General features: G+C 41.2%; 27 protein-coding genes and 3 pseudogenes. 28 read left to right on the top strand and 2 right to left on the bottom strand.

Features of this window, described 5'->3' with window-relative positions:
* Positions 1-1,156 precede the first annotated feature (1,156 nt).
* The 3 genes and pseudogenes from SPPN_RS00205 to SPPN_RS00215 all read left to right on the top strand — a co-directional run.
* Positions 1,157-3,205 (top strand): phage tail protein, encoded by a 2,049-nt coding sequence (locus SPPN_RS00205; RefSeq protein WP_080564703.1) that lies wholly within the window; start codon positions 1,157-1,159, stop codon positions 3,203-3,205.
* An 8-nt stretch (positions 3,206-3,213) separates the two neighbouring features.
* Complete coding sequence (locus tag SPPN_RS00210) at positions 3,214-3,564, top strand: DUF6711 family protein (protein WP_000068022.1); 351 nt, start codon at positions 3,214-3,216, stop codon at positions 3,562-3,564.
* 4 nt (positions 3,565-3,568) lie between these two features.
* Positions 3,569-4,873: pseudogene (locus tag SPPN_RS00215) on the top strand (pblB); the annotation flags it as partial.
* On the opposite strand, the gene SPPN_RS00220 reads toward SPPN_RS00215, so the two are convergent.
* Both SPPN_RS00220 and SPPN_RS13070 read right to left on the bottom strand, forming a co-directional pair.
* Positions 4,858-7,809, bottom strand: a complete 2,952-nt coding sequence (locus SPPN_RS00220) for a hypothetical protein (protein ID WP_000516765.1) — start codon at positions 7,807-7,809, stop codon at positions 4,858-4,860. The pseudogene SPPN_RS00215 and the gene SPPN_RS00220 overlap by 16 nt on opposite strands.
* Positions 7,810-7,834: 25 nt before the next feature.
* A complete protein-coding gene (locus SPPN_RS13070; protein WP_158306297.1) occupies positions 7,835-7,987 on the bottom strand; it encodes a hypothetical protein in 153 nt (50 codons plus the stop codon).
* A gap of 271 nt (positions 7,988-8,258) precedes the next feature.
* On the opposite strand from SPPN_RS13070, the pseudogene SPPN_RS13535 reads away from it, so the two are divergent.
* From SPPN_RS13535 to SPPN_RS00340, 25 genes and pseudogenes are all read left to right on the top strand, one after another.
* Positions 8,259-8,390, top strand: a pseudogene (locus tag SPPN_RS13535) (ISL3 family transposase); the annotation flags it as partial.
* A 122-nt stretch (positions 8,391-8,512) separates the two neighbouring features.
* Positions 8,513-8,980 carry a hypothetical protein gene (locus SPPN_RS14370; protein WP_237701459.1) on the top strand — a complete coding sequence of 156 codons (468 nt, stop codon included), beginning with the start codon at positions 8,513-8,515 and terminating at the stop codon, positions 8,978-8,980.
* Positions 8,934-11,720, top strand: a complete 2,787-nt coding sequence (locus SPPN_RS00230; RefSeq protein WP_237701460.1) for a tail fiber domain-containing protein — start codon at positions 8,934-8,936, stop codon at positions 11,718-11,720. The genes SPPN_RS14370 and SPPN_RS00230 overlap by 47 nt, the downstream gene beginning before the upstream one ends.
* Positions 11,713-11,919 carry a hypothetical protein gene (locus tag SPPN_RS00235; RefSeq protein WP_000368698.1) on the top strand — a complete coding sequence of 69 codons (207 nt, stop codon included), beginning with the start codon at positions 11,713-11,715 and terminating at the stop codon, positions 11,917-11,919. The genes SPPN_RS00230 and SPPN_RS00235 overlap by 8 nt, the downstream gene beginning before the upstream one ends.
* Entirely contained in the window at positions 11,916-12,458 is a 543-nt protein-coding gene (locus tag SPPN_RS00240; protein ID WP_001105678.1) for a hypothetical protein, read from the top strand. Before SPPN_RS00235 ends, SPPN_RS00240 begins: the two co-directional genes overlap by 4 nt.
* Complete coding sequence (locus SPPN_RS13335) at positions 12,451-12,603, top strand: hypothetical protein (RefSeq protein ID WP_000036642.1); 153 nt, start codon at positions 12,451-12,453, stop codon at positions 12,601-12,603. The genes SPPN_RS00240 and SPPN_RS13335 overlap by 8 nt, the downstream gene beginning before the upstream one ends.
* A gap of 10 nt (positions 12,604-12,613) precedes the next feature.
* A complete protein-coding gene (locus SPPN_RS00245) occupies positions 12,614-12,892 on the top strand; it encodes a DUF7365 family protein (protein WP_000134981.1) in 279 nt (92 codons plus the stop codon).
* 15 nt (positions 12,893-12,907) lie between these two features.
* The gene (locus SPPN_RS00250) at positions 12,908-13,384 is read left to right on the top strand and encodes a hypothetical protein (protein ID WP_000227060.1); all 477 of its coding nucleotides are present in this window, start codon (positions 12,908-12,910) and stop codon (positions 13,382-13,384) included.
* 6 nt (positions 13,385-13,390) lie between these two features.
* Positions 13,391-13,711: a hypothetical protein gene (locus tag SPPN_RS00255; protein WP_000381729.1), complete on the top strand. Its 321-nt coding sequence runs from the start codon at positions 13,391-13,393 to the stop codon at positions 13,709-13,711.
* A 5-nt stretch (positions 13,712-13,716) separates the two neighbouring features.
* On the top strand, positions 13,717-14,499 hold the full coding sequence (locus tag SPPN_RS00260) for a phage upper tail fiber protein (protein WP_000067166.1): 783 nt from the start codon (positions 13,717-13,719) through the stop codon (positions 14,497-14,499).
* A 354-nt stretch (positions 14,500-14,853) separates the two neighbouring features.
* Entirely contained in the window at positions 14,854-15,171 is a 318-nt protein-coding gene (locus tag SPPN_RS00270; RefSeq protein ID WP_000969625.1) for a hypothetical protein, read from the top strand.
* 1 nt (position 15,172) lies between these two features.
* On the top strand, positions 15,173-15,658 hold the full coding sequence (locus tag SPPN_RS00275) for a DUF1642 domain-containing protein (RefSeq protein WP_001021761.1): 486 nt from the start codon (positions 15,173-15,175) through the stop codon (positions 15,656-15,658).
* Positions 15,658-15,944: pseudogene (locus SPPN_RS00280) on the top strand (hypothetical protein). Before SPPN_RS00275 ends, SPPN_RS00280 begins: the two are co-directional and overlap by 1 nt.
* On the top strand, positions 15,944-16,420 hold the full coding sequence (locus SPPN_RS00285; protein WP_000502463.1) for a class I SAM-dependent methyltransferase: 477 nt from the start codon (positions 15,944-15,946) through the stop codon (positions 16,418-16,420). The pseudogene SPPN_RS00280 and the gene SPPN_RS00285 overlap by 1 nt, the downstream one beginning before the upstream one ends.
* A complete protein-coding gene (locus SPPN_RS00290) occupies positions 16,417-16,677 on the top strand; it encodes a DUF1372 family protein (protein WP_000819332.1) in 261 nt (86 codons plus the stop codon). The genes SPPN_RS00285 and SPPN_RS00290 overlap by 4 nt, the downstream gene beginning before the upstream one ends.
* Positions 16,678-16,715: 38 nt before the next feature.
* Positions 16,716-17,081 (top strand): YopX family protein, encoded by a 366-nt coding sequence (locus tag SPPN_RS00295; protein ID WP_230558124.1) that lies wholly within the window; start codon positions 16,716-16,718, stop codon positions 17,079-17,081.
* Positions 17,074-17,253: a hypothetical protein gene (locus SPPN_RS00300; RefSeq protein WP_001113499.1), complete on the top strand. Its 180-nt coding sequence runs from the start codon at positions 17,074-17,076 to the stop codon at positions 17,251-17,253. Before SPPN_RS00295 ends, SPPN_RS00300 begins: the two co-directional genes overlap by 8 nt.
* Entirely contained in the window at positions 17,240-17,752 is a 513-nt protein-coding gene (locus tag SPPN_RS00305; protein ID WP_007284829.1) for a GcrA cell cycle regulator domain protein, read from the top strand. Before SPPN_RS00300 ends, SPPN_RS00305 begins: the two co-directional genes overlap by 14 nt.
* Positions 17,753-17,859: 107 nt before the next feature.
* The gene (locus tag SPPN_RS00310) at positions 17,860-18,039 is read left to right on the top strand and encodes a hypothetical protein (RefSeq protein WP_001007110.1); all 180 of its coding nucleotides are present in this window, start codon (positions 17,860-17,862) and stop codon (positions 18,037-18,039) included.
* Positions 18,029-18,259 carry a helix-turn-helix domain-containing protein gene (locus SPPN_RS00315; RefSeq protein ID WP_000653363.1) on the top strand — a complete coding sequence of 77 codons (231 nt, stop codon included), beginning with the start codon at positions 18,029-18,031 and terminating at the stop codon, positions 18,257-18,259. The genes SPPN_RS00310 and SPPN_RS00315 overlap by 11 nt, the downstream gene beginning before the upstream one ends.
* A 70-nt stretch (positions 18,260-18,329) precedes the next feature.
* Positions 18,330-18,758, top strand: a complete 429-nt coding sequence (locus tag SPPN_RS00320) for an ArpU family phage packaging/lysis transcriptional regulator (protein ID WP_001165368.1) — start codon at positions 18,330-18,332, stop codon at positions 18,756-18,758.
* 288 nt (positions 18,759-19,046) lie between these two features.
* The gene (locus tag SPPN_RS00325; protein WP_001028145.1) at positions 19,047-19,589 is read left to right on the top strand and encodes a site-specific integrase; all 543 of its coding nucleotides are present in this window, start codon (positions 19,047-19,049) and stop codon (positions 19,587-19,589) included.
* A gap of 213 nt (positions 19,590-19,802) precedes the next feature.
* A complete protein-coding gene (locus SPPN_RS00330; RefSeq protein WP_000573817.1) occupies positions 19,803-20,099 on the top strand; it encodes an HNH endonuclease in 297 nt (98 codons plus the stop codon).
* A gap of 118 nt (positions 20,100-20,217) precedes the next feature.
* Entirely contained in the window at positions 20,218-20,556 is a 339-nt protein-coding gene (locus SPPN_RS00335) for a hypothetical protein (protein ID WP_000393458.1), read from the top strand.
* Positions 20,553-22,193 carry a terminase TerL endonuclease subunit gene (locus SPPN_RS00340; protein ID WP_000623346.1) on the top strand — a complete coding sequence of 547 codons (1,641 nt, stop codon included), beginning with the start codon at positions 20,553-20,555 and terminating at the stop codon, positions 22,191-22,193. Before SPPN_RS00335 ends, SPPN_RS00340 begins: the two co-directional genes overlap by 4 nt.
* The last annotated feature ends 50 nt before the right edge of the window (positions 22,194-22,243 follow it).

Here is a 22,243-nt window from a genome sequence, read left to right on the forward strand (position 1 = left end):
TCAAAAAGTATAGAATAAAATATCCCCACGAGTGGTGAGCACCTAGACAATTCGGTTGTAGGTGAAAATATATGCCGAACTTACAAGAAATTGTAAGAAGTATGGATAAAAAGCCATGCGATAACATTATTGAGAAGACCTAGGAATCAACGTTAATGTGGCTATGATTGAGTCTACTGAAGCCTTTAAGAAGTTCGCAAACGGACAGAGCTGGCAACAATTAGACTACCAAACCCAGCAACAAATCCGCCTTATGGCTATTCTGGAACAGGCTACAGCCAAGTATGGGAATACCTTGTCTAATTCTGTAAATGGTCGTATCAGCCTGTTTAAGTCGCTGATGAAGGACGCAGCATTGAACCTTGGTAACTCTATGTTGCCGATTATCAATGCCATTATGCCTGTCTTGAACTCTTTTGCTATGGTTTTGAAGAACGTGACGGCTAAACTCGCTGAGTTTATCGCTTTGATGTTCAACAAGAAAGCAACAGTGAAAGATGGTGTTGGTGGAGCGGTTGGAGACATGGGTAACGCCATGAAGGATGCTGCAGGAGGTGCAGGAGATCTTGCTGATGCAGTAGACGACGCTGGAGATTCAGCAGGAGGACTTGCTGATAATCTTGGAGACTCAGCCAAAAACGCTAAGAAGGCCGCTAAAGAGTTGCTAGGTCTTTTGGGATTTGATGAGATTAACATCTTACAAAAACCAAAAGACGATGATGCAGGCGGTTCTGGAGGCGGTGGCAAAGGTGGTAAAGGAAAGGGAGGCGGTGGCGGACCTTTCAAAGACATCTTGCCAGAAGTCGAGTTGACCGACATGGACAACCAGTTCAAGAGCATTTTTGATGGACTTGGAGATAAGCTCAAAGGGTTGTTTGACCTCTTCAAGAAAGGTTTTGATGCAGCATTTAGACCAGAAGGTATTGAACGCATTAAGACCGCCTTAGACCAAATAGCTAAGACAATGGGAGAAATCGCTACTGATCCAAGAGTTGTGAATGCCTTTAACCGAATGGCTGAGAAAATCGCTTATGCTTTAGGGCAAGTGACAGGCTCAATAGCTACTATCGGTCTAGGTATCGGTGTTTTCCTTGCCGAAAGTATTGCAAATGGTCTTGGAAGGCAAAAAGAACGCATTACCAGGACGCTAGTCGCTTTGTTTGATAATATTGGTAACATTGCAGAGGCTGTAGGAAACATCGCTCAGGCCTTTTCTAGTGCTTTCTACGACGTCATTACCTCAACCGGTGCGGTTCGTATCGGTAGCGCTATTGTGTCAACTCTATTAAGCTTGACATCTACCATTGTTGAAGTCGGTAGCAAACTAGCAGGAAGTTTGTTTAAAGGTTTTGAAAAAGTCGTTGTGACAAGCGCTCCTAAAATTTCATCAATGCTTCAAAGTCTTTTGGACATTGTAGCTCCGATATTTGAAACTATTGAGAGTGTTGTTGATAAGTTTGGCGATGGCTTAAGTCGTGTTTATGATGAACATGTAGCCCCTGCTATTGACTCTATTGCTAATGCTTTTAACGGACTAATTGATATTATTCAAATACTTTGGGAAGGAAGTTGGAAGCCTTTTGCAGAGTTCTTGTCTAACACATTCGGTATAAGTATTGAAACTGTCGCTGATTTAGTAGGTGGTATCATACTAGAGGCATTGAAGTTACTAGCTGATACAATCAAGCTAGTAGCTGATGGTTTTACTGCTTTTTCAGATTGGTGTAAAGAAAATAAAGAGATTATCTCCACGATCGCTAATGCGATTGGTACGCTTGCAACCGTGTGGCAAGGAATTAAGTTCTTGTCTTGGGCGGAACAAGCTGGAGGACTTGCAGGAGCATTCGAATTATTAAGTGGTAAGGTTTCATTTATTGTTAGCGGAATTAAAGATCTTGGACTAGCTTTAAAAGCTTTGACATTTGATAAATTGGTCAGCTTCGGAGAAACCATCTATTTGAATGCATTGTATGCAAAAGACTTTGTAGTCAATTCAGGTAAATTGATTGCCGAGTTAGGAAAAACCGCTTTAGAACTTGGTAAATCAGCGCTAGCTTGGGGTGTTCATGCAGCACAAATGGGACTTGCAGCAGCGGCAGAGATCGCTCAATCGATTGCAGCAGGAGTTGCAGCAGCTGCAACATGGGCACTCAATGGGGCTATTGCGGTATTGACCAGTCCGATAACTTTAGTTATTGCAGCAATTGCAGCCTTAATTGCTATTGGTGTCTTGCTTTACCAAAACTGGGACACTGTTGTTGAGTTTGCTAAAACAGCATGGCAAGGACTATGTGATTTTATCAGTGGTATTTGTCAAGCTATCGGCGAATTTTTCAGCGGTCTATGGACGAAACTCCAAGAAATCTTTGAGCCAATAGGTCAATGGTTTGGCGAGAAGTTCCAGCAAGGATGGGATGCAATAAGCAATACATTTAGCAAGTTGGGCTCTTGGTTTGGTGACCGTTGGAACGAATCTAAAGATGCGCTTGCCGAAGCAAACACTTGGTTAGGTGATAAATTCAAGTCCGGTAGGGATAAAGTGAACTCAGCTTTTGAAAAAGTTGGCTCTTGGTTCGGTGACCGTTGGAATGATATCAAAGATGGAGTAAAAGAAGCTGATACATGGTTTGGAGAGAAATTTGAGAGTGCAAAAAAGAAAACTCAGAATCCTTTCCAAAAAATCGGTTCTTGGTTTGGTGATAGATGGAAAAATATGCAAGATGCCTTGAAAGAAATCCCCAACTGGTTCAAGAATCTGTTTAATGATGCAATGGATAATGCTAAAAACATCGTTAAAAGTGGTATCGATAAACTAAAAAGCTTCTTTAACTTTGATTGGAGCTTACCAAAAATCAAACTCCCTCACTTTAATATATCTGGTAGCTTCAGCTTGATGCCTCCTAGAATTCCATCATTCTCTGTAGATTGGTATGCACGAGGCGGTGTATTCAACTCTCCTAGCATCATTGGGGTCGGAGAAGCTGGTCAAGAAGCGGTAATGCCTCTTGAACGGAATACAGGATGGATTTCTATCTTGGCTCAAAAACTGGCTGAAAGAATGCCTGCTAATAATGTACCTACAGGTTATTCATTACCGGCTGGCGACATCGTTATCCAAATCGCAGGCCATGAGTTCGGACGGGTAGCTATCCAAGAAATTAACAAGGAACATGAACGAGCAGGTCAAACCTTGCTCAAGATTTAGGAGGTTAAATGGCACAATTGACAATCAATGGGGTGGCTGTGAAGCCTCCCAAATCTTTTCAGGTCGGTATTCAAGATATCGATGGAGAAACAGGGCGTAATGCCAATGGCGACATGGTGCGTGACCGTATCACGACTAAGCGAAAACTAGACTGTGAATGGGGCATGCTGACTCAGGAAGAAATGAGTCAGCTTTTACATGCTGTATCATCTGAATTTTTTGAGGTATCTTATTCAGACCCCATGGATGGGCAAGTCACAAAGACTTTCTACGTCGGTGATAGGACAGCTCCTAGCTATAGCTTTACTGAGAAGTTTAAACCTTGGTCTGGCGCTAAATTTAATCTGGTAGAGAGGTAAGAAAATGGATGCTTTAACCAGACGACAATTTGACAGAGCCATGTTTGCCAAGGAAAGGACGCTGACTATTCGTGTTGGTGATTATACTTCACGGGATATCAAAGAGGCTAGTTTTGAGTATGGCTACATCAAGGGCGATACTTATAAGCCTGGTGGAACCTGCGCTGGTAGCGGTAAAATTACCTTTACCAGTATCATTACCACGTTCAATAAGCTGGATACCCTGCACCCTGAGATTGGTCTACTGGTTGGGGATACCTACCAGTGGGTCAAGATGGGGGAATACTTCATCAACGATATTGAGATTGACCGAAACCGCAACACAACCACACTTGAACTTATGGATGGTATGTTTAAGCTCAATCGTGAGTATGTGACAGATTTGCATTTCCCAGCTGAAGTACGAGAGGTTATTCAGGAAATCTGCCTGAAAACAGGCATTGAGTTAGCGAATGACTATTTCGGAATCAGCGCGATGCGTTACCATGTCGAGCAAGTTCCTGAAGGAAAGAAACTTTCCTTTAGGGATATGCTGAGCGCTATGACTCAGATGATAGGGATGTCTTGTTTCTTCAACCGAGAAGGGAAGATGGAAATCCGTGATTTAACTGAGTCAAATATCACGATAAACGCAGACAGTTACTTCCTACATGGTTTAACCAAGAGTGAGATTGAGTATCAGATAGCTGGTATTACTTGTAAGACAGATAAGAAGCCTCTTACGGTTGGTATGAAGACAGGTCGGTCTTTGGAACTAGACAATGTCTTCATGACCCAGAGCGCTTTAAATGACCTGTATTACAAGCTGAAAAACCTGACTTACTATCCGTATAATCTCAACTACCAAGGGCATTTACTGCTTGAGGTTGGGCAGTGGGTAACCATTCAGACCAACAAGAAAGAAACCTTTAAAGTTCCTGTCTTAAGTCAGAGCTTTACTTTCAAAGGTGGTCTAAGAGGTCGTATCAGCGCAGATAGTAAAGCTGGAAATGATACGCAGTATTCTTACGAGGGTACGATTACCAAGCAGATTAAGCAACAAGATGGCATTGAAGCCAAAATCCAAGCGCAGATTGAAGCAGCAGATAAAGATTTTGACCAAAAGGTCGACAAAATCAAAAAGGACTTTAACGATCAAGTAGAACTTGCCAAGGCTAAGGCGGAAGAAGTCAAGCAAGAAGTGTCTGACACTATCAATCAGCGTTTCAATAGCTTTCATGATGAACCTTTACGAGAATCAAGGCGCAAGGCTGAGGAAGCTTTGAGACAAGCTGGCGCAAGTAGCTCTCTTGCTCAGGAAGCCAAGCAGTCAGTATTGTAGAAGTACCACATTCCATTTTCTTTTTTCCAACCTCTCGTCATAGAACTATTACTGTTGAGGTAGTAGAATGAAGAGTTGCCGAATAAGAAACCTGTACCCATTGAACCGCCTGCTGGAGTTGCCATTGAATCTTCCGCTGGTTTAGATTCTGATGGTTGCTCTGGAGTTGCCATTGAATCTTCCGCTGGTTTAGATTCTGATGGTTGCTCTGGAGTTGCCATTGAATCTTCCGCTGGTTTAGATTCTGATGGTTGCTCTGGAGTTGCCATTGAATCTTCCGCTGGCTTAGATTCTGATGGTTGCTCTGGAGTTGCCATTGAATCTTCCGCTGGTTTAGATTCTGATGGTTGCTCTGGAGTTGCCATTGAATCTTCCGCTGGCTTAGATTCTGATGGTTGCTCTGGAGTTGCCATTGAATCTTCCGCTGGTTTAGATTCTGATGGTTGCTCTGGAGTTGCCATTGAATCTTCCGCTGGTTTAGCTGGTTCTTCTGGAGCTGGTTCCTGATTAGCTTTTTCTGCTTTTTCAAGCTCTTCAACTTTTGCTTTTGCTTTTTCAGCCTCAGCTTTAGCCTTCTCTAGTTCAGCTTCTGCAGCTGTTTGAGCTTGTTCAGCTTCAGCTTTTAAATTTTCAGCTTCTCTTGCTTCATTATTTTCTTTTTCAGCCTTAGCAGTCGCATCGTCAGCTGTTTTCTTCGATTCTGCTGCTTTTTGCTCTAACTCCGCAATTCTAGCATCTGCTTCTTCTTGGGGTTGAGCTGGAGTTTCTTCTTCCGATTTAGCTGGTTCTTTAGCTTTTGCTTCTTTTACTTCTTCAAGGGTCTTGTTGAAATCATCAACACGAGAATTAATATCGTCTGCGTAAGACTCAACAAGGGCATCCGCCTGGTTAAATTCAGCTTCTGCTGCTGCACGAGCTGCCTCTGCTTCTTTGAGTTTTCTTTTTTGTTCCTCAAGAGCTTTGGCTTTTTGCTCAAGGTCGGCTTTGGCTTTATTAGCTTGCTTGGTTAGAGAGTCAATTTCATCTTCCAATTGATCCGCCTTGTCTTGCAGTTTTTCTGACTCTGGACGTTTCTTGTCTGCTTCTTCGGCTTTTTCAATTACCTTTTTCAGATTTTCAGGGAGACTTTTAATACTACCAACCCTATCTCCAGTTTCAGAGGCAGGTTTAGCATCCTCTGTTGGTAATTCATTCACAACATCACTGGCCTTGATAACACCACTTTCAATTGCGTCTAGTAAATCTTCCTTACCAATTGCCGCTTTAGCTGCTTGAATAGCCGCTTCCTTATCAGTAATACTCTTATCTTCCCTAATTTTAGCTTCCGCTTCCTTTTCAAGCTCTGTCAAGGCTGCTTCAAGCTCAGCTTTAGCTTGATCTTCTTTTTTCTCTTCTGAACTCTTCTTTCCTTCTATCTGTTCAAGAGTATTGTTGAATTCTGCAGTAAGAGAATTAATTTCTGCTGCATAAGATTCCAGAACTTCATAACTCTTTTCAAATTCAGCTTTCCCATTTTGATATTCTGACGAAGATTCATCTTTTCCTTCAAGCTCTTTAGCTTTTTTATCAAGGTCAGCTTTGAGTTTATTGGCTTGCCTGGTTAGAGAATCAATCTGATCTTCCAATTGATATGCCTTGTCTTGCAGTTTTTCTGACTCTGAACGTTGCTTGTCTGCTTCTTTAGCTTGATTAACTTTTGTTTTTATTTCATCTGGAAGTCCCTCCATGTTACTGTACAGTTCACCGGTAGTAGTTGAAGTACTTTCATCTTCCTTTGTTGGCAAGTCTTGCAAAACTTGACTAGCCTTAATCGCACCACTTTCAATCGCTTTTAGTAAATCTTCCTTACCGATTACCTCTTTTGCTTTTTTAATAGCTGCTGCTTTGTTCTTAATTTGGTCGTTAGCATTAATTTCATCTTCTGCAGCCTTCTCAAATTGCGTCAAAGCATCTTCAAGGTCATATTTCGCTTTCGCTTCTGGATCGTTGTCTCTCGCTTCCTTTGCTTTTTTTAGAGTTTCATTGAAGTCGTCAACACGAGCATCAATATCTTCTTTATAAGACTCAGCCAGTGCTAAAGCCTTTTCAAATTCAGCTTGTGCCGCTTCATGAGCTGTTTTCGCTTCTTCTAGTTTTTTCTGCTCTTCTACCAGAGTTGCAGCTTTTTTCTCAGCTTCGGCTTTAGCCTTATTAGCTTGCTTGGTTAGAGAGTCAATTTCATCCCCCAATTGATCCGCCTTGTCTTGCAGTTTTTCGGATTGTGGACGTTTGGCATCATCCTCCTGAGCTTTTTGAATTTTAGCTTTTATCTCTTCAGGAAGAGAAGAATCTTTGCTAGTAATAACTGAATTTTCATCTTCCTTTGTTGGCAATTCCTTTACAACATCACTGGCCTTGATTTGACCACTTTCAATTGCTTTCAGTAAATCTTCTTTACCGATTCTCTCTTTTGCTTTTTTAATAGCTGCTGCTTTGTCAGTAATCTTGTCATCTGCCTTAATTTTAGCTTCGGCATCCTTTTCAAGTTCTGTCAAGGCCTTCATCACTGCTTCTTTAGCATCAGCTTCTTCCTTTTTAGCAGCAGCTAGCTCAGCATCAGCAGCCTGTTTAGCTTTTTCAGCTTTGGCTTTTGCCTCTTCTGCAGCTTTAGCATCATCTGCTTCGGATTTTGCTTTCTTAGCAGCTTCTTCAGCTTTGGCTTTCGCTTCCTCTACTTTTTTCTGTAGTTCAGCAACTTTAGCTTCAGCTTCTTTTCTAGCTGCTTCCGCTTTTTCAAGATCCTTTTTAGATTTTTCGGATGCTTTGCTAGTGTTAGTAGTATTTGATTCATCAGCTTTTACAGCCAATTGCTGAACGCTAGTAAGACTAGCCCCTAAAACTACCGCACTGGCTAGGCTGGCAAAAATCATCTTTTTCTTCCCCATTTAGGTCACCTCTTTATTATTGTTTTTAATCACCTGAATCACCTGAATCACCTGAATCACCTGAATCACCTGAATCACCTGAATCACCATCATTATACTCCTCTACAACATATATGTCAAGTATTTTCCCAATGTTTACCCAATATTTATCTAAAATGATGATTCGGACAACTCCCACTTATCTGGTCAAAGTGGAAATTGGTCTAAAACAGATTTTTATGGTGGAATTTAGTGTGAGATGTTTAAGTTAGAAATGAGCTCTACTATGACAAAACATAAATACCTTACCCTTTCAGACTCTCATGAGTTCTCTAGGCTGGAGATTTTGGCTCTATAATATTTGTAGTAGGTAAATCCCCTATGGATATTATGGAGCCGTTTTGGTTGTAGAAAAAAGTCCCATAAGATCTATAATGAAAAGCAACCAAACCATCATTAGAAAGAATCATATAGAACAATTACATTTTATCACAAAACTACTCGATATCAAAGACCCTAATGCCCAAATTATAGATATCATCAATAAGGATTCCCACAAAGAAATAATTGCTAAACTGGATTATGAGGCTCCATCTTTCCCAATTTGATTCAGAAGAAGTTCATCATCGCTTAGAGGACTGCATGTATTGGGCTGGATTCTGTTGCTAGACTTGAAGCGTTTAAGTCGCAGACTAGGAGTGCTCAGACGGCTTTGTCGGGTGATTTGAATCTTCTAAAGCAGACAGTTACCAATGATATAAGCTCCAAGCAAAGGCAACTTAAAACTGACATTTCCAAACAAGTTCAAGCTCTCGGTCAGATAAAGAATGACTTGGCTGGAGTCAGAAGCTCTCAGGCAAGATATGAAGAGACGACTAAAGGCAGGCTAACTGCACTGACGAACAGAATGGAAGGGAAAGCTAACAAATCAGAAGTCAGGCAAACAGCAGAGACTCTGACGAGTCAGATAGACCGTATACAAGAAGAGAGCTCTACTCGTATTTCAACAATGACCTCTCGTTTTAATCAGCGCGCTGATGCGCTTGATGCTGGAGTGAGGCGTTTGACTGAAGGTCTCAGAACCAAAGCGGATATCAGCTCCCTCAACGTGACTGCTGAGAATATTAGGCAGTCTGTGAGGAGTCTTGAGACAGACACGCAGACAACTAAATCAGAAGTTGAGTCAGGCTGAATTTGAGGTGCGAGCTGGCTCTATCCGCCAGGAAATCCTGAACGCAACCAAGGACAAGGCAGATAAGACCTTAGTTGTGGCTGAAGCTGGAAAATTGCGAGAAGAATTTTCAAATATGCAAGTTGGTGGTCGGAACTATTATCGTGATTCCGAGAAAATTCAACAGTCTCCTTTTAGTTTTGGTTTTGTGTTTGATAATCTAGATCCCTATCTTTCAAAGTCCGATATTGGGACAACTTGGACTCTCTCGTTTGATTGTAAACTCGATGAAGTTGATGGTTCTTTTCCTTTCCACATGATGCATAATGGTGGGAATGGCTTTGGTATAGAGGGACAAACAAAGTCCACTGCGACTAGGGAGTGGCAGCGATTTAGGCTTACAGGTCCGGTATTTTTTAAAGAGGATGCGCCCTCTGAATCCAAGCTACAGATGATCCTATTCAATTCAGATTTAGGATACGGAGGAACTATTTTCATTCGTAGGATTAAACTTGAAAAAGGTACCCTAGCGACAGACTGGAGTCCAGCGCTTGAAGACACCAATGGTCTCATCACACAAGCTAAGGCTAGCTTTGAGCGAACAGCGCAGGAATTGCGAACGGATTTGTCGGCTGTTCAGGCCTATGTTGCTCAAGATGGTCAAAGACAGGAAAGCTTACAGCGCTATACTCGTGAGGAGAGCGCGAGACAAGCAAGAGCAGTTCGTGAGCAGATATCCAGAGATTATGTAGGGAAATCAAGCTATCAAGAAGACGTGGAGGGGATTCATAGGAGAATTGAAGGAGTTAAAACGAGTGCGAATAGAGAAATAACTAGCCAAATAGCTAGCTATCGTCAATCTGCCGACGGGACATTTAGGGATATTTCAAGCCGAATAACAACTTATAAGCAGGATATGACCAGGAACATTGCGAACCTATCCCATCAACTGGCAGGTAAGGTAGAGACTACTGACTTCCAGCGTGTGAGGGAGAGTAGTCAACTCTATGAGCGGATTCTGGGTAATACTGAAAATGGAATTGCGGATAAGGTTGCTCGCATGGCTATGACCAATCAACTGTTTCAGGTTGAGGTTGGGAAATATAGTGTAAGCGGCCCTAACCTCATTAAGAATAGTGATTTTAAAAATGATACGAATAAATGGGTCTCAACTCAAAATTTAGGAAGATTGGTTAAGCATAGCTTTTATCACAACGGGCAGAAAGACCTTATGCGTTTAAGCAATGCAACTAAAAACAAAAACTTTTTGTCTAGTCACCGTTTTAATCTTGAACGAAATACTGACTATGTACTGAATTTTAGAGGATTTAACAACAGTGCTCTAGCAAGCTATGATGTTTATATTTTGGGACGAAGAGCAGGCGAGAGCGATGGATTCACAATCTTTAAGAAAGTTGTTAGTAGCAAGAAACTATCTACCTCTAGATGCGAAGATGTCTCAGTAACTTTTAATTCCGGAGAAATGGATAATGCTTACATTCGTTTTGAGAACAATGGCTCATCATCAGAAACAGCTGATTTGTATATTACAGAAGTTGACTTGTACAAAGGTTATAAACCTAGAACATGGCAACCACATCCAGAAGATGCAGTCGCAGATGCGAATAAGAAGCTTGAAGCAACGCAAACAAAAATGACTCAACTAGCTGGCTCCTGGTTGGTTCAAAACATCAACAGTGCAGGTGATTTGATTTCGGGTATCAATCTAGGAGCCAATGGTCATAATCGTCTTTCTGGGAAATTAACCCATATAACAGGCGAGACCCTGATTGACAGAGCAGTCATCAAGTCTGCCATGGTTGATAAGTTGAAGACAGCTAATTTTGAATCAGGTTCAGTAACGACAGCTGTTTTAGCTGCCGAAGCGGTCACAGCTGATAAGGTAAAGTTTGATCATGCCTTTATTCGAAAACTTATTGCCAACGACGCCTTTATTGGAGAACTAACTTCTAAACGTATCTTTGCGACTAAGATTGAATCAGTTGTGAATCGCTCGACTTTCTTAGAAGCTTATCAGGGTCAAATAGGAGGGTTTACAATTGGTCGTTTTGCTCAAGGAAGAGGTCGCTGGATTTCTGGTGTCAACCAATTCTCGGTCGGCATGGGAAACGGCGAAGGCGGAAGCTACAATGGCGAAAATACCGCATTTTGGGCGAACTGGGGTTACAATTGGAACAGTCCTGGCCCCAATGCTTGGTATGTGACAACGTTAGGAAACATGCATTGCCGAAACGGAGCAAATTTCCACGGTAGGGTTGACTTTTCGAATTCATCGAGAGCAAACTTCTATGGGAATACTACTTTTTCTCGTTCTCCTGTGTTTTTAAATGGTATCGAACTTGGAAGTAAAGACGTCTTTGGTGATGGTTGGAATCCCAAAGGCGGAAGGAATGCGGTTGTTTGGTGGAATCAGGTCGGTAGTGGTAGCGTGAAGTATTGGATGGAACAAAAATCAGACAGACGCTTAAAAGAGAACATCACAGATACAGCTGTGAAAGCCTTGGACAAAATCAACAGATTAAGAATGGTTGCATTTGATTTCATCGAAAGTAAGAAACATGAGGAGATTGGTCTAATAGCTCAAGAGGCTGAAACCATCGTTCCAAGAATTGTCTCACGAGATCCTGAGAATCCAGATGGCTATCTACATATAGACTATACCGCTTTAGTTCCTTACTTAATCAAGGCCATTCAAGAATTAAATCAAAAAATAGAAAAAATGGAGAACAGACATGGATAATCACACAATCGACAAGCTAGTCGCTGAGTCACTCGTCGACCGTTTGGCTGATATCGAATTGAACTATGCGCATTTAAATGTACACCATAGGCTGGCTTTGGCTGAATTACAGGCCTTTAAGGCGGTGCTGGAATATGACCCAGCGCTTAAAGAACTTTTTGACGAAACGCAAGCTAAAATGAAAGGAAATAAGGAATGAATTACGAAGTAGCAATCAATCCCTACTTGAAAGGTGGGGAAAATGTAACAGTTGTCGCAATCAAGATGGAAAACAAGGGGCGCTATTCTTATGAGCAGTGCGAATTGCCAGGTGACCATACACAGGATAGTGAGGACGCCCTTATCCAAGCGGTTTTGGAATTGGTTCGCACCGAACTGGACCCAACAAGCGCCATTGTCAAGAACCAAGAACAACTGGCTAAGACGACGGAAGCGCTGGAGAGAGCCAACCAGCTCATGGATGGCATGCAGAAGGTCAATCTCCAGAATGCTCAGGATATTGAGGATATCTTAGCGCGATTGGAAGAGCTGGAAGCTCAAGGAGAGCCTGACCAGGGGGAGAAAGAGGAGACCGACGAGGACACCCCTCAGGTTACGGACACAGAAAACCAAGCTGAAGAAGCACAACCAACCCCAGCGGTAGAAGATAAGAAAGAAAGCGAGAAAGAAGATGACATTTCTGAAACGACAAACCAAGAGAGCCCTAGTGAAGACAATGGAGGTAGCAGCAATGAGTAAGATTACACTAGATCAAGCAAAAATCGACATGTACATCAACCTACTGGAACGTGGAGCAGTTGACTTTTCATGGGTACATAAACGCTGGAAAGACCGTGTGCGCAAGGAATTGAAGCGACGTGGTTTGAGCCATCTGGCAAACTAGCGAGGTGTTTATGACAGAGATTGAGCACTTATTGATTCGGTTTCTCTTTTCTCTGATTCCTGTGGTTGTCTTGTACTTTTCCATGAAGGACAGGGCAACCAAGCAGGAAAATCGCATGACAGCCATAGAAAAAGACATTGAGAACTTACGCGAATTTCGAATGTCGGCTAACAAAAGATTGGATAACCATGACGAACAAAATAAGGCTATTCTGGTGCTGGCTGAACAGGTCAAATCGCTAGGTGAAGATGTGAGAGAACTGAAAACCTTGATACAAAGTAAACAGTAAAGAAAGAGGTGCAGAATGGTCTGTAATCTCAATATGACCAATCTCGCACAGATTGACGGTGGTCACCTGATTAAGCAAGGGGACTTGGCTTCCACCTTTGGTTTTGCCCTCTTAGACGAAGACTACCAAGTGATTTCCTCTCTGGAAGGGGAGGAGGCACTGATCAGTCTGACCAAGGAGGGCTACCAGTGGAAGAAGCAGGTAACCGTTACCGGTCAAGGTGTGAGTTTTCATCTGGACGCTATCTTGCCCATTGGGAGTTATCGCTTGGAAATCACGGCTGGAGGCTATGTTTTCCCCAGTGATAAATCTGTCCATATCAAGATAGTCGCCTCAGATAAAGAATTGGTCACAGAGGAAGTCCATGCTTTAAAAGAGCTGGATATTGCAAAAGAAGTTGAGAAACAGCTTGCAGGTAGAACTGTAGGCGAGAGCCCAGTAGGTCAGGAATTGCCAGACCTGCTCTTTTATTACAATTTAGGAAAGGTGTAACACAAAATGGATACTACAAAATTAACAGCATTTGCGCAGGCAGTGGGGGAAGATAACAAAAAGGTAAACGAAGAGCTGAAAACGAAAGTCAGCACGTCTGACATGAACCAAGCAATCGCCCAAGCTAAATCTGAAGTTAAGGCTGAAATCTTGGGTGAGGGGACGCCTGAAAATCTTGACACACTGAAAGAAATCGCGGAAAAAATCACAAGTATGGGACAAGATGAAAATAGCGCACTTCTTGGCAAAGTAACTGAAGTCAGCGGACGTGTAGACCAGATTGCCAACCTTGACTTGGTCGCAATCTATAACGCAGCGAAAGCGTGAGTGCTATGAGTAACCTTGAAAATCTAGCAAGAGCAATCGGTGAGGATGTCAAGGCTATCAAAGAAGACTCAGAGCTAAAGGATAGGGAGGTTAAGAAAAGACTGGACACCCTTGAGAGTAGACCGAAAGTCCATCCAGAAACCCTCGTTACAAAAGCGGAGCTGGAAGAGAAAGGCTACTTGACCTCCCACCAAGACTTGTCTACTTATGCCCAAAAATGGGAGTTGTACAATGATATCCCCATCAAGGCTAGGATTTCCGCCTTAGAAAATCGTCCATCATTCGATACGCTGACACCGACTCAACGGGATAGCTTAAAAGGGGATAATGGGCATAGTTTGAATGCCAGCGTTCGTATTGAGGGTTCTTATAAGAATGGCTCTACTAGCCGATTGAATTTGTTTGCGGATGTATTCTACGATGGCGAAGCAGTCACGAGCGGCTATACTCTTGATTATTACTACCGTGGTTTTGGCTATACAAACTGGCGTTCTTTGAGAAATCAGACCCCTGATTCAGCAGGAAAATTTGGCACATGGAGTGCTTCTCAGCGTTCTGGTGGTTGGTTTGAAGTTCGCATTGAAGTGAATTACAGAGGATTGAGAGCCTCTGCTTTTACCCATTTGGATAATGTCAACGATGGTGAACAAGGGCGAAGTGGAGTTCCAGGTCAGAACATTGTCAATCAGAACGGTTCGCAGGCACTCAACTATTGGGCCGGTACGCAAGAGCAGTACGATGCTATTACTACCAAAGACCCTCACACGATTTACGATATTTTTAAGTAGGTGAAGCTATGAGAGATAGAGTAAGAATCATGTTAGGAAGTAGAGAGATTGTCAAGCGCTATATTGGCGATAGGTTGGTGTGGTCGAGTGGACCGTCATTATTATTGGAAGTGTTAAACACAAGAATGTGGCAGTACTGGGGTGGGTACAATATTGATATTAAAGGTAATGATATTAAGGTTGCTGCTATACGATATGTACAACTCAATAATAGCAGATTAATAAGAATTCAGGCTGATATGTATAACCGAGGAGTCATATATCTAACTGGTACAAACTTAAGGGAGTATATAGGTACCGTTAATGTTAAGTTTTATAGAGAATAGAAAGGAAACAACACATGACACTTGGAAGATGATGGAAGATTTAAAGCAAAAAGTTAATGAAGTATACAACTGGACGGTAGAAGACGGGAAGCCGCAACCTCCCAAGCAAGATTTACCACAAGCGGTGAAAGACCGGGCGGACTATTTTTGGGAAATGGCAGAAGATGGTATGACGTTTATGGGAGCGATGGAATGCATCTTCGCTGATGAAAAGCCTACCGACTATGATTTGGGAGCTACTAAGGGTTGGTTGCCAAAATCTAAGGAGTTTGATGATTGGATTGGCTATTCACCAGGCATGTCTCAGGTAGTTATTGCAGTTTATTTGATTTATGGAGGAAACTAAGATGAATATTAAGGCATTGATTAAGAAGTACGAAGCGGTTGAATGTGTTGTAGGTATTGTTAGCGGAAAAACTATTCTAAAAACCGTTCTAAGAGACTTGAAACAACTAGACGAACAAAAATCAGTCAAAGTTCCGCAGTTTGTGGCTGAATGGATTGAGGAAGCTAGAAAAGCTTGTAAAGACGTGGCAGAATTATTCGAATTTGATTTCACGAACGATGAAGTTAGGAAATGGTTTATGCAAGAAAGACCATTTGATTTAGTTGCTCGTGCATGGCTTGACGGCTACGAGGTCGAGGAAGAGAAGCGGTATATTGTTAGTCTGAATAATGGGCAACCTTTGACTAAAACGCAATCAGGGAAGGTTCTTTATTTTAACCAAAATATAATTACTGGAAATTATAAATTCACCCGCAAAGAACTTGAAGAAGCTGGTTTCGGCTGGGTGTTCGATTGCCCAGGGATTGAGATTGAGGAGGTGGAGTGATGATACAAACGCTTGAAGAAGGAATGAAGAATCAAAGTAAACGCATAAAAATCCCAATGGAAATTAGACCGTTTGATGTTGGTTATCGAATAGTAAATAAACACGGTCAAGCGCTTGCCCTAAAAAACGGAGCAAGTATATTCGCTTTACCATCACTAGCTGAAAAAGCCATTAAGAAAAAGTTTAGTAAAGATGACCCAGACTTTGACATTGAAAACATTTCGTTGAAGAGGTCGCTATTGTCAATTTAAGTAAATTTCATAGTTATTTTGAGGAGGTGGAATAATGGGAGATATACGAATACTAGACGCTTGTTGTGGCAGTCGTATGTTTTGGTTTGATAAAAATGAGAGTCATACAACTTTCATGGACATCAGACAAGAAAAATTTGAAATACATGGGAAAAAGGTAAACGTAAACCCTGACGTTGTCGGAGATTTTCGTGATATGCCATTCGATGATGAAACATTTAATCTAGTAGTATTCGATCCGCCACATTTGAAATGGGCAGGTCAAAACTCAATTATGCGATCACAATATGGCGAGCTGGATAAAGTTACCTGGCCGGAAGATTTAGCCAAGGGTTTTGAAGAATGCATGAGAGTTCTAAAAGTTGGAGGTACTCTAGTTTTTAAATGGTCTGATTGTCAAATCAACGTTAAAGAGGTTCTTAAATCTGTACCTTTTAAACCATTGTTTGGACAACAAAGAGGTACTACGCATTGGATGACGTTTATGAAATTTGAGGAGGTCACAGATTGAAACGATTCATAGCTATCTGGATTCTGGTATCTGCTGGACTAAACATCTGGCAGATGGACAGGATTGCAGAACTAGAAAAGAAAAAGCCGATGGTTATCTACAAGGCGGATAACGCAGGCGCTGAGATTTTCGGTAAAGTCGTCGAGAAAGGACGACACGGCAAATTATACACGCTTACGATTCGTGACTACGGGGTGTTTGTGGTTACGAAGGACGTGTATGAGAAAGTGAAAGTTGGGGATGAGGTGATGTTATGATACCAAAATTTAGAGCGTGGGATAGACTGCGAAAAGAAATGAATTACAAAGTCATGGTAGGCAATTGTGATCTAAGTGATGAAAACTGGACTTGTCCTATCATTTGGATTGAAGAGAAAAAAGATTGGTTACATTTTGATGATTATGAATGTATCATGCAATCAACAGGACTCAAGGATAAGAACGGCAAGGAAATCTTTGAGGGGGATGTTCTTGAAATTCAAGATGAAGGAGAAGTCCTTGGGAATGCAAAATTGACTTGGGATAATGAGCAAGCTGTCTTTATGATAGAAGCAATAAGTGTAGATGATATTGCGCCCTTTCATGAAATTCTTAGCGATGAAAGTTACTCTTATAGAGTCGTTGGCAACATCTACGAAAACAAGGAGTTACTAGATGCCTGACGTAGAATGGATTATGGAGAATTGCCATATGATGCGTGACAATGGTATCTGGGCAGGAGAGAAGCAGATTTCCTACGCTAGTCCAGATGGGCAATATACGTATTACGTAAACAAGCGTAAAGATGGCACTTATTATTTACATGGAGCGTATAAACATTATGGCAGGACGTAGATGGACAGAAGATGAGGTTGATTATATTTTACTAGCCCACAACGATAATGAAAGTACGGTTGAAGAGGTCGCTGATTTTTTAGGTCGTACAGTTAGTTCTGTCCGATGTAAGTCTGAGATAATCAACAAAGGAAAAGGTCAGTTTACAAAACGCCATTGGCAGGATGAAGAAATAAGAATTTTACGGCGCTATTATCAAAAAGTTCAAGATTTAAACCAGCTAGCTAAAATATTAAATCGAAGTTTAGACGCAGTGATTATAAAAGCGAACAGGCTCGGACTGCCTCGCAGAAAAAAGAAATGGGATATTTCAAAATACGATATAGAAACACTTGGAAAAATGGGCATGAGCTGTAGACAAATAGCATGCCAATTAGACAGACCACTTCGTCTGATTAGAGCGGTGGTTTATCATTATAAAATACCTGTCGGAAAAGAAGAAATTCAACAGCATCCTTGGAGTTTTGACAATGATATGATTTTTATGAGGAGGACTTAACATGACAGACAACATAAACAAACCAAGCCACTACCAAGGTGCAAACGGTCTGGAAGACCTGAAGAAAGCCAGAAAGAACCTTGACTGGCTTATCGAGGAGATGGAGCATGAATGAGTACGCATTATATCAAGGTGAAACGTTCGTGACGATAGGAACGCTTGAGGAAATCAGCAAAGAAACAGGAATTGCCGAGAGGATGTTGAAGTATTACACTTTTGCATCTACACAAAAACGCCATCCGAATGGTAGGGCAGTCATAAAGATTGAGGTGGATGATGAAGGATAAATTAAATCCAAGACAAGCAAGTAGGTTTGCTTTCTTGCTAAAGCAAAAACGTAAGGAAAGGAAGTTGTCACAAGAAAAGTTAGCAGCTAAACTAGGCTATAGTCGCTACCTGATTGCTAAATGGGAGAAGGAGGAAAGTGTACCGAATATTTATAATGTAGAAGATATCTGTACTTACTTTGCTTTTCCTGCTGATATTATTCTCGGGAGTAGGGCATGAAAAAAGCCAGCACAGCTGACTCCTCATGGTATGGTTTCGCATAACTATTATATCATGAGGAGGAGTTCGTGTGCAAATAGAGTTATTGGATATTATCGATGAAAAGAAGACAAGAAAGGAAGCTATCAAAGTCCTTAAAAAATACAGTCGTCTGAGACGGATAGCTGGAGAAGAATACGCCCCCAAAATAACAATATCCTACTCACTTGAACCAAGGTCATCAAGTGGTCAGACAAGCAAGCAGGTAGAAAGCATGGTCTTGCGTAGAGTATCAGCTCAGCAGGACCTGGAACTCATCGCTAAAGCAATCAACAATCTTTCCGATATGGAATACACACGTATCCTAATCGAACGATATTGCAGGAAGAAAAGGAGGGAAGACTACAGTATTTATTCAGAACTAGGCTACTCATCCAGTGAATATTATCGGATATTGAACAAAGCTCTATTAGAGTTTGCGGAGTCCTATCAAGCAAGCAACCTTCTGGTTTACAAGTGATTTCTGGGAAAAATCTGGGAAAATCTTGGGAGAATTGGAACGAAAAAAGGTGCTAAAATAGTATTATCCAATGATTGGGTAACGAACAGTCATGAGGACTCCTAAAAATACAGAGGTTTCGGCCTCTTAGACAGTAAGGACAGGTTAGCAGGTTGTTTGGGTCTCCTTGAAACTTTTACCAAGCGTGCGTTTTACTGCTAGACCAGCTGGTTCAATTCCAGCTACTGTCATATTCAATGCCACGACCAGTGGCTTTTTTTGATTATTTGAAAGGTGGTGATACTTGTTTTGAATATTGTAGAACCAATCAGGGATAAAGATGATATACAGGCTATGAAAGATTATCTGAGAGAATGGAATGAGCGTAATTATATTTTATTTCTTTTTGGTATCAATTCAGGTTTGCGAGTTGGTGACATTTTAAAAATTCGAGTAAAGGATGTTCAAGGTTGGTATATCAAACTGAAAGAACAAAAGACTGGGAAGAAGAAAAAGATTAAAATGACTAAAACTCTCAAACGTGAGGTTAGAGAGTATATACAAAATAAACCTCATCATCATTTTTTATTTCAAAGTAGAGTCGGAAAAAATAAACCACTTGATCGTAGGACTGTGGATTGGATTTTAAAAGTTGCTGCATCTGAGTGTGGTATTGAAAATATAGGAACTCATTCAATGAGGAAGACATTTGGATATCATTATTATAAAAAGACAAAAGATATAGCAATGTTGATGAGTTTGTTTAATCATTCATCACCAGCTATTACCTTAAGATATATAGGTATTCGTCAAGATCAACAGGACAAAGCGATGTCAAATTTTGGATTGTAGTTAACCAATTAGACATAACGAGTCAAACGCTAATTCATTTAGTGGATTACTGTATATCCTTATTGTGTTAGGCTTTTTGGCGACTGTTTGAATTAGACAGAATATAAGATATGTCTAATTGAACGCTAGAAAATATAGAGTAACAGCAATTTAAAATAAGTATCTTTAAGATAATTATTGACGAAAGATGTAATGGACAAAGAATATTAAACAATGATTGAAGTTTCAACTCGAGAAGAACGAAACCAGTTTTACAATTCCAGCGAGTGGAGAACGATAAGAAGGCAAGCACTTAAACGAGATCATTACGAATGTGTATGGTGCAGGGATGAAGGCAAGGTCACGACTACTAATTTAGAAGTTGACCATATCAAGGAGCTAGAGTTCTATCCAGAGTTCGCGCTTGATATCGATAACCTACGAACATTGTGCAAAGCATGTCATAATAAAAGGCATGATCGTTTTGATAAGAATGACAGAAATTTCCGAAAAGATGAATGGTGGGGTTAGGTTAAAGAATCTTAAACACCCCCCGGTCAAAAAAATCAGGAAATTTCAAAGGAGCCAGTAAGCGGTCTGCACTCGACTGTCCAAATTTTTAACAAAAAATTAAAGGGGGTGGGGGGTAATGGAAGAATACTCGGAAAAAAATATAAAAGAATTAGAAAATCAGCTACTTTCTAAAATTGGCTATTTCAGTCCTAGAAAAAAGGATGCGATTCAGTATGAAAAAGTCAATCGCTATCTTTATCTTGTCCGGCTGCTTTATGAGCTGAAAGCTAAACTTCATGAAGACGGACTGGTCATCACTGTTCACAATGGACAACAAAGATTCCAAAAAGCGAATTCTCTCATCAAGGAAATCAACACAACCAGCAATCAGCTTTTGGCTATTGAGCGGTCGTTTGATTTTGATGTTGAAAATTCTCCTGTCGAGAAAGCTACGTCTGGAGCTGATCTGTTATGATTTCTCATCCGCTGGTTGATGACTACATCAAAATGGTCGAGTGTGGAGATATTGTCGTCAACAAGGAAAGGAAGTTGCTGTTTAAAATCATCAAGGAGAAAATCTATCCTCGTGATGATTTGTATTTTGATAATGACTTAATTGACAAGTTCATTCGGTTTGCGGAAAAGAATTTTTTCCCTCTGGCTAAGTATCAACTTTTCTTGACACCGTTCATTTTTCTTTTTCGGAAGGTAGACGAGGAACCACACTTTGACGAGTATCTATACACACTTGCTCGTGGGGGTGGTAAGAATGGTTTTATGTCAGCAAGGTCATCGTTTTTTATCAGCCCTATCTACCCTATCAGAGATTACGATGTGACTATCACTGCTAACTCTGAGAAACAGGGTAAGGTTTCGTTTGAGGAAGTTTATGAGACTATCCAAAGGCGTGGTCTTGAGGACCATTTCTATCTGACTAAAATGTCTATCACAGGTCGAGCGAACAACTCGGTCTTTTCTTTTCGGACGAATAATCCGAAGACTATGGACTCTGCTCGTGATGGTTGTCTTGAGTTTGATGAGATTCACCAATTTGAAAATGATAAGGCTGTGAAGGTTCAAAGGTCTGGTCTTGGTAAGATTGCTCATGTCAGGACTTTCTACAACGGTACGAATGGGTATGTGCGCGAGGGGTTCTATGACAAGCTGATAGAGAAGTCTATGCAAATCTTGAATGGAGAGGTTGATGATTTCAGACTCTTCCCTTTTATCTGCAAGCTTGATAGTGCGGATGAGGTGGATGACATGAAGAATTGGCCGAAAGCAAATCCGATGTTGGATGAAAGCACGCCTTACGCTAAGAGGTTGCTTGCTAGAACTAAGGCTGACTATGATGACCTTGAGCTGGAGCCGTCTGGTCGTCAGGAGTTCATGACTAAACGGATGAATCTTCCTGAAGCAGACCTTGAGAAAGATGTGACGACTCGTGAAAGATTACTTGCTTGTTTACGTTCGCCTGGTATTGACTTGTTGGGTAAGTCCTGTGTCGCAGGATTTGACTATGCTAGCATTCGAGATTTTGCGAGTGTTGGTTTGTTGTTTAAGAACGGAGATGAGTTTATCTGGAAACAACATTCATTTGCTCGTAAAGCATTTTTGAAAGCTTTTAAACTTAAAGCTCCTATTCAGGAATGGGCAGATAGAGGCTTATTTACAATTGTGGACGGCCCTAGTATTGACCCTCGTTTATTGGTCGAAAAATTGAATGAATGGAGTAAGTTTTATCAGATTGAGCTTGTATGTGCAGATGGTTTCAGAATGGACTTGTTAAAACCTCTTTTGGAAGAGGCTGGTTTTGAATATGAGTTCTTGAGAAATCCTGGGGCGATTCAATCCAAGGTTGCGCCAATCATCGAAGATGGATTTGCTAATGAACGATTTATCTTTGAGAATGATAATTCTATGATTTGGTATACGGATAATACCTACGTCAAAGAGGACAAGGATGGCAATAAGCGTTTCTTGAAGAAAGAGCCCGTCAGAAGAAAGACGGATGGTTTCCATGCCTTGATTGCTGCTCTATACAAACGTGAGCTTGTACATGAGTCGAACGTTGGGGAATTCCTCGATATGTTAGAGGATTGGGAGTTTTAATCTAAGAATAAATTTTGGGTGGTAGGTTGGTAATTGGATAGGAAGGAGGG

This window comes from Streptococcus pseudopneumoniae IS7493 (genome assembly GCF_000221985.1).
In the GTDB taxonomy this organism is placed as follows: domain Bacteria; phylum Bacillota; class Bacilli; order Lactobacillales; family Streptococcaceae; genus Streptococcus; species Streptococcus pseudopneumoniae.

Bases quoted from the DNA above. Each gene is read 5' to 3' on its own strand.
- SPPN_RS00210 (WP_000068022.1), top strand. From the start codon at position 3,214: ATGGCACAATTGACAATCAATGGGGTGGCTGTGAAGCCTCCCAAATCT.
- SPPN_RS00220 (WP_000516765.1), bottom strand. From the start codon at position 7,809: ATGGGGAAGAAAAAGATGATTTTTGCCAGCCTAGCCAGTGCGGTAGTT.
- SPPN_RS00235 (WP_000368698.1), top strand. From the start codon at position 11,713: ATGGATAATCACACAATCGACAAGCTAGTCGCTGAGTCACTCGTCGAC.
- SPPN_RS00240 (WP_001105678.1), top strand. From the start codon at position 11,916: ATGAATTACGAAGTAGCAATCAATCCCTACTTGAAAGGTGGGGAAAAT.
- SPPN_RS13335 (WP_000036642.1), top strand. From the start codon at position 12,451: ATGAGTAAGATTACACTAGATCAAGCAAAAATCGACATGTACATCAAC.
- SPPN_RS00245 (WP_000134981.1), top strand. From the start codon at position 12,614: ATGACAGAGATTGAGCACTTATTGATTCGGTTTCTCTTTTCTCTGATT.
- SPPN_RS00250 (WP_000227060.1), top strand. From the start codon at position 12,908: ATGGTCTGTAATCTCAATATGACCAATCTCGCACAGATTGACGGTGGT.
- SPPN_RS00255 (WP_000381729.1), top strand. From the start codon at position 13,391: ATGGATACTACAAAATTAACAGCATTTGCGCAGGCAGTGGGGGAAGAT.
- SPPN_RS00260 (WP_000067166.1), top strand. From the start codon at position 13,717: ATGAGTAACCTTGAAAATCTAGCAAGAGCAATCGGTGAGGATGTCAAG.
- SPPN_RS00270 (WP_000969625.1), top strand. From the start codon at position 14,854: ATGATGGAAGATTTAAAGCAAAAAGTTAATGAAGTATACAACTGGACG.
- SPPN_RS00275 (WP_001021761.1), top strand. From the start codon at position 15,173: ATGAATATTAAGGCATTGATTAAGAAGTACGAAGCGGTTGAATGTGTT.
- SPPN_RS00285 (WP_000502463.1), top strand. From the start codon at position 15,944: ATGGGAGATATACGAATACTAGACGCTTGTTGTGGCAGTCGTATGTTT.
- SPPN_RS00295 (WP_230558124.1), top strand. From the start codon at position 16,716: ATGAATTACAAAGTCATGGTAGGCAATTGTGATCTAAGTGATGAAAAC.
- SPPN_RS00300 (WP_001113499.1), top strand. From the start codon at position 17,074: ATGCCTGACGTAGAATGGATTATGGAGAATTGCCATATGATGCGTGAC.
- SPPN_RS00305 (WP_007284829.1), top strand. From the start codon at position 17,240: ATGGCAGGACGTAGATGGACAGAAGATGAGGTTGATTATATTTTACTA.
- SPPN_RS00310 (WP_001007110.1), top strand. From the start codon at position 17,860: ATGAATGAGTACGCATTATATCAAGGTGAAACGTTCGTGACGATAGGA.
- SPPN_RS00315 (WP_000653363.1), top strand. From the start codon at position 18,029: ATGAAGGATAAATTAAATCCAAGACAAGCAAGTAGGTTTGCTTTCTTG.
- SPPN_RS00330 (WP_000573817.1), top strand. From the start codon at position 19,803: ATGATTGAAGTTTCAACTCGAGAAGAACGAAACCAGTTTTACAATTCC.
- SPPN_RS00335 (WP_000393458.1), top strand. From the start codon at position 20,218: ATGGAAGAATACTCGGAAAAAAATATAAAAGAATTAGAAAATCAGCTA.
- SPPN_RS00340 (WP_000623346.1), top strand. From the start codon at position 20,553: ATGATTTCTCATCCGCTGGTTGATGACTACATCAAAATGGTCGAGTGT.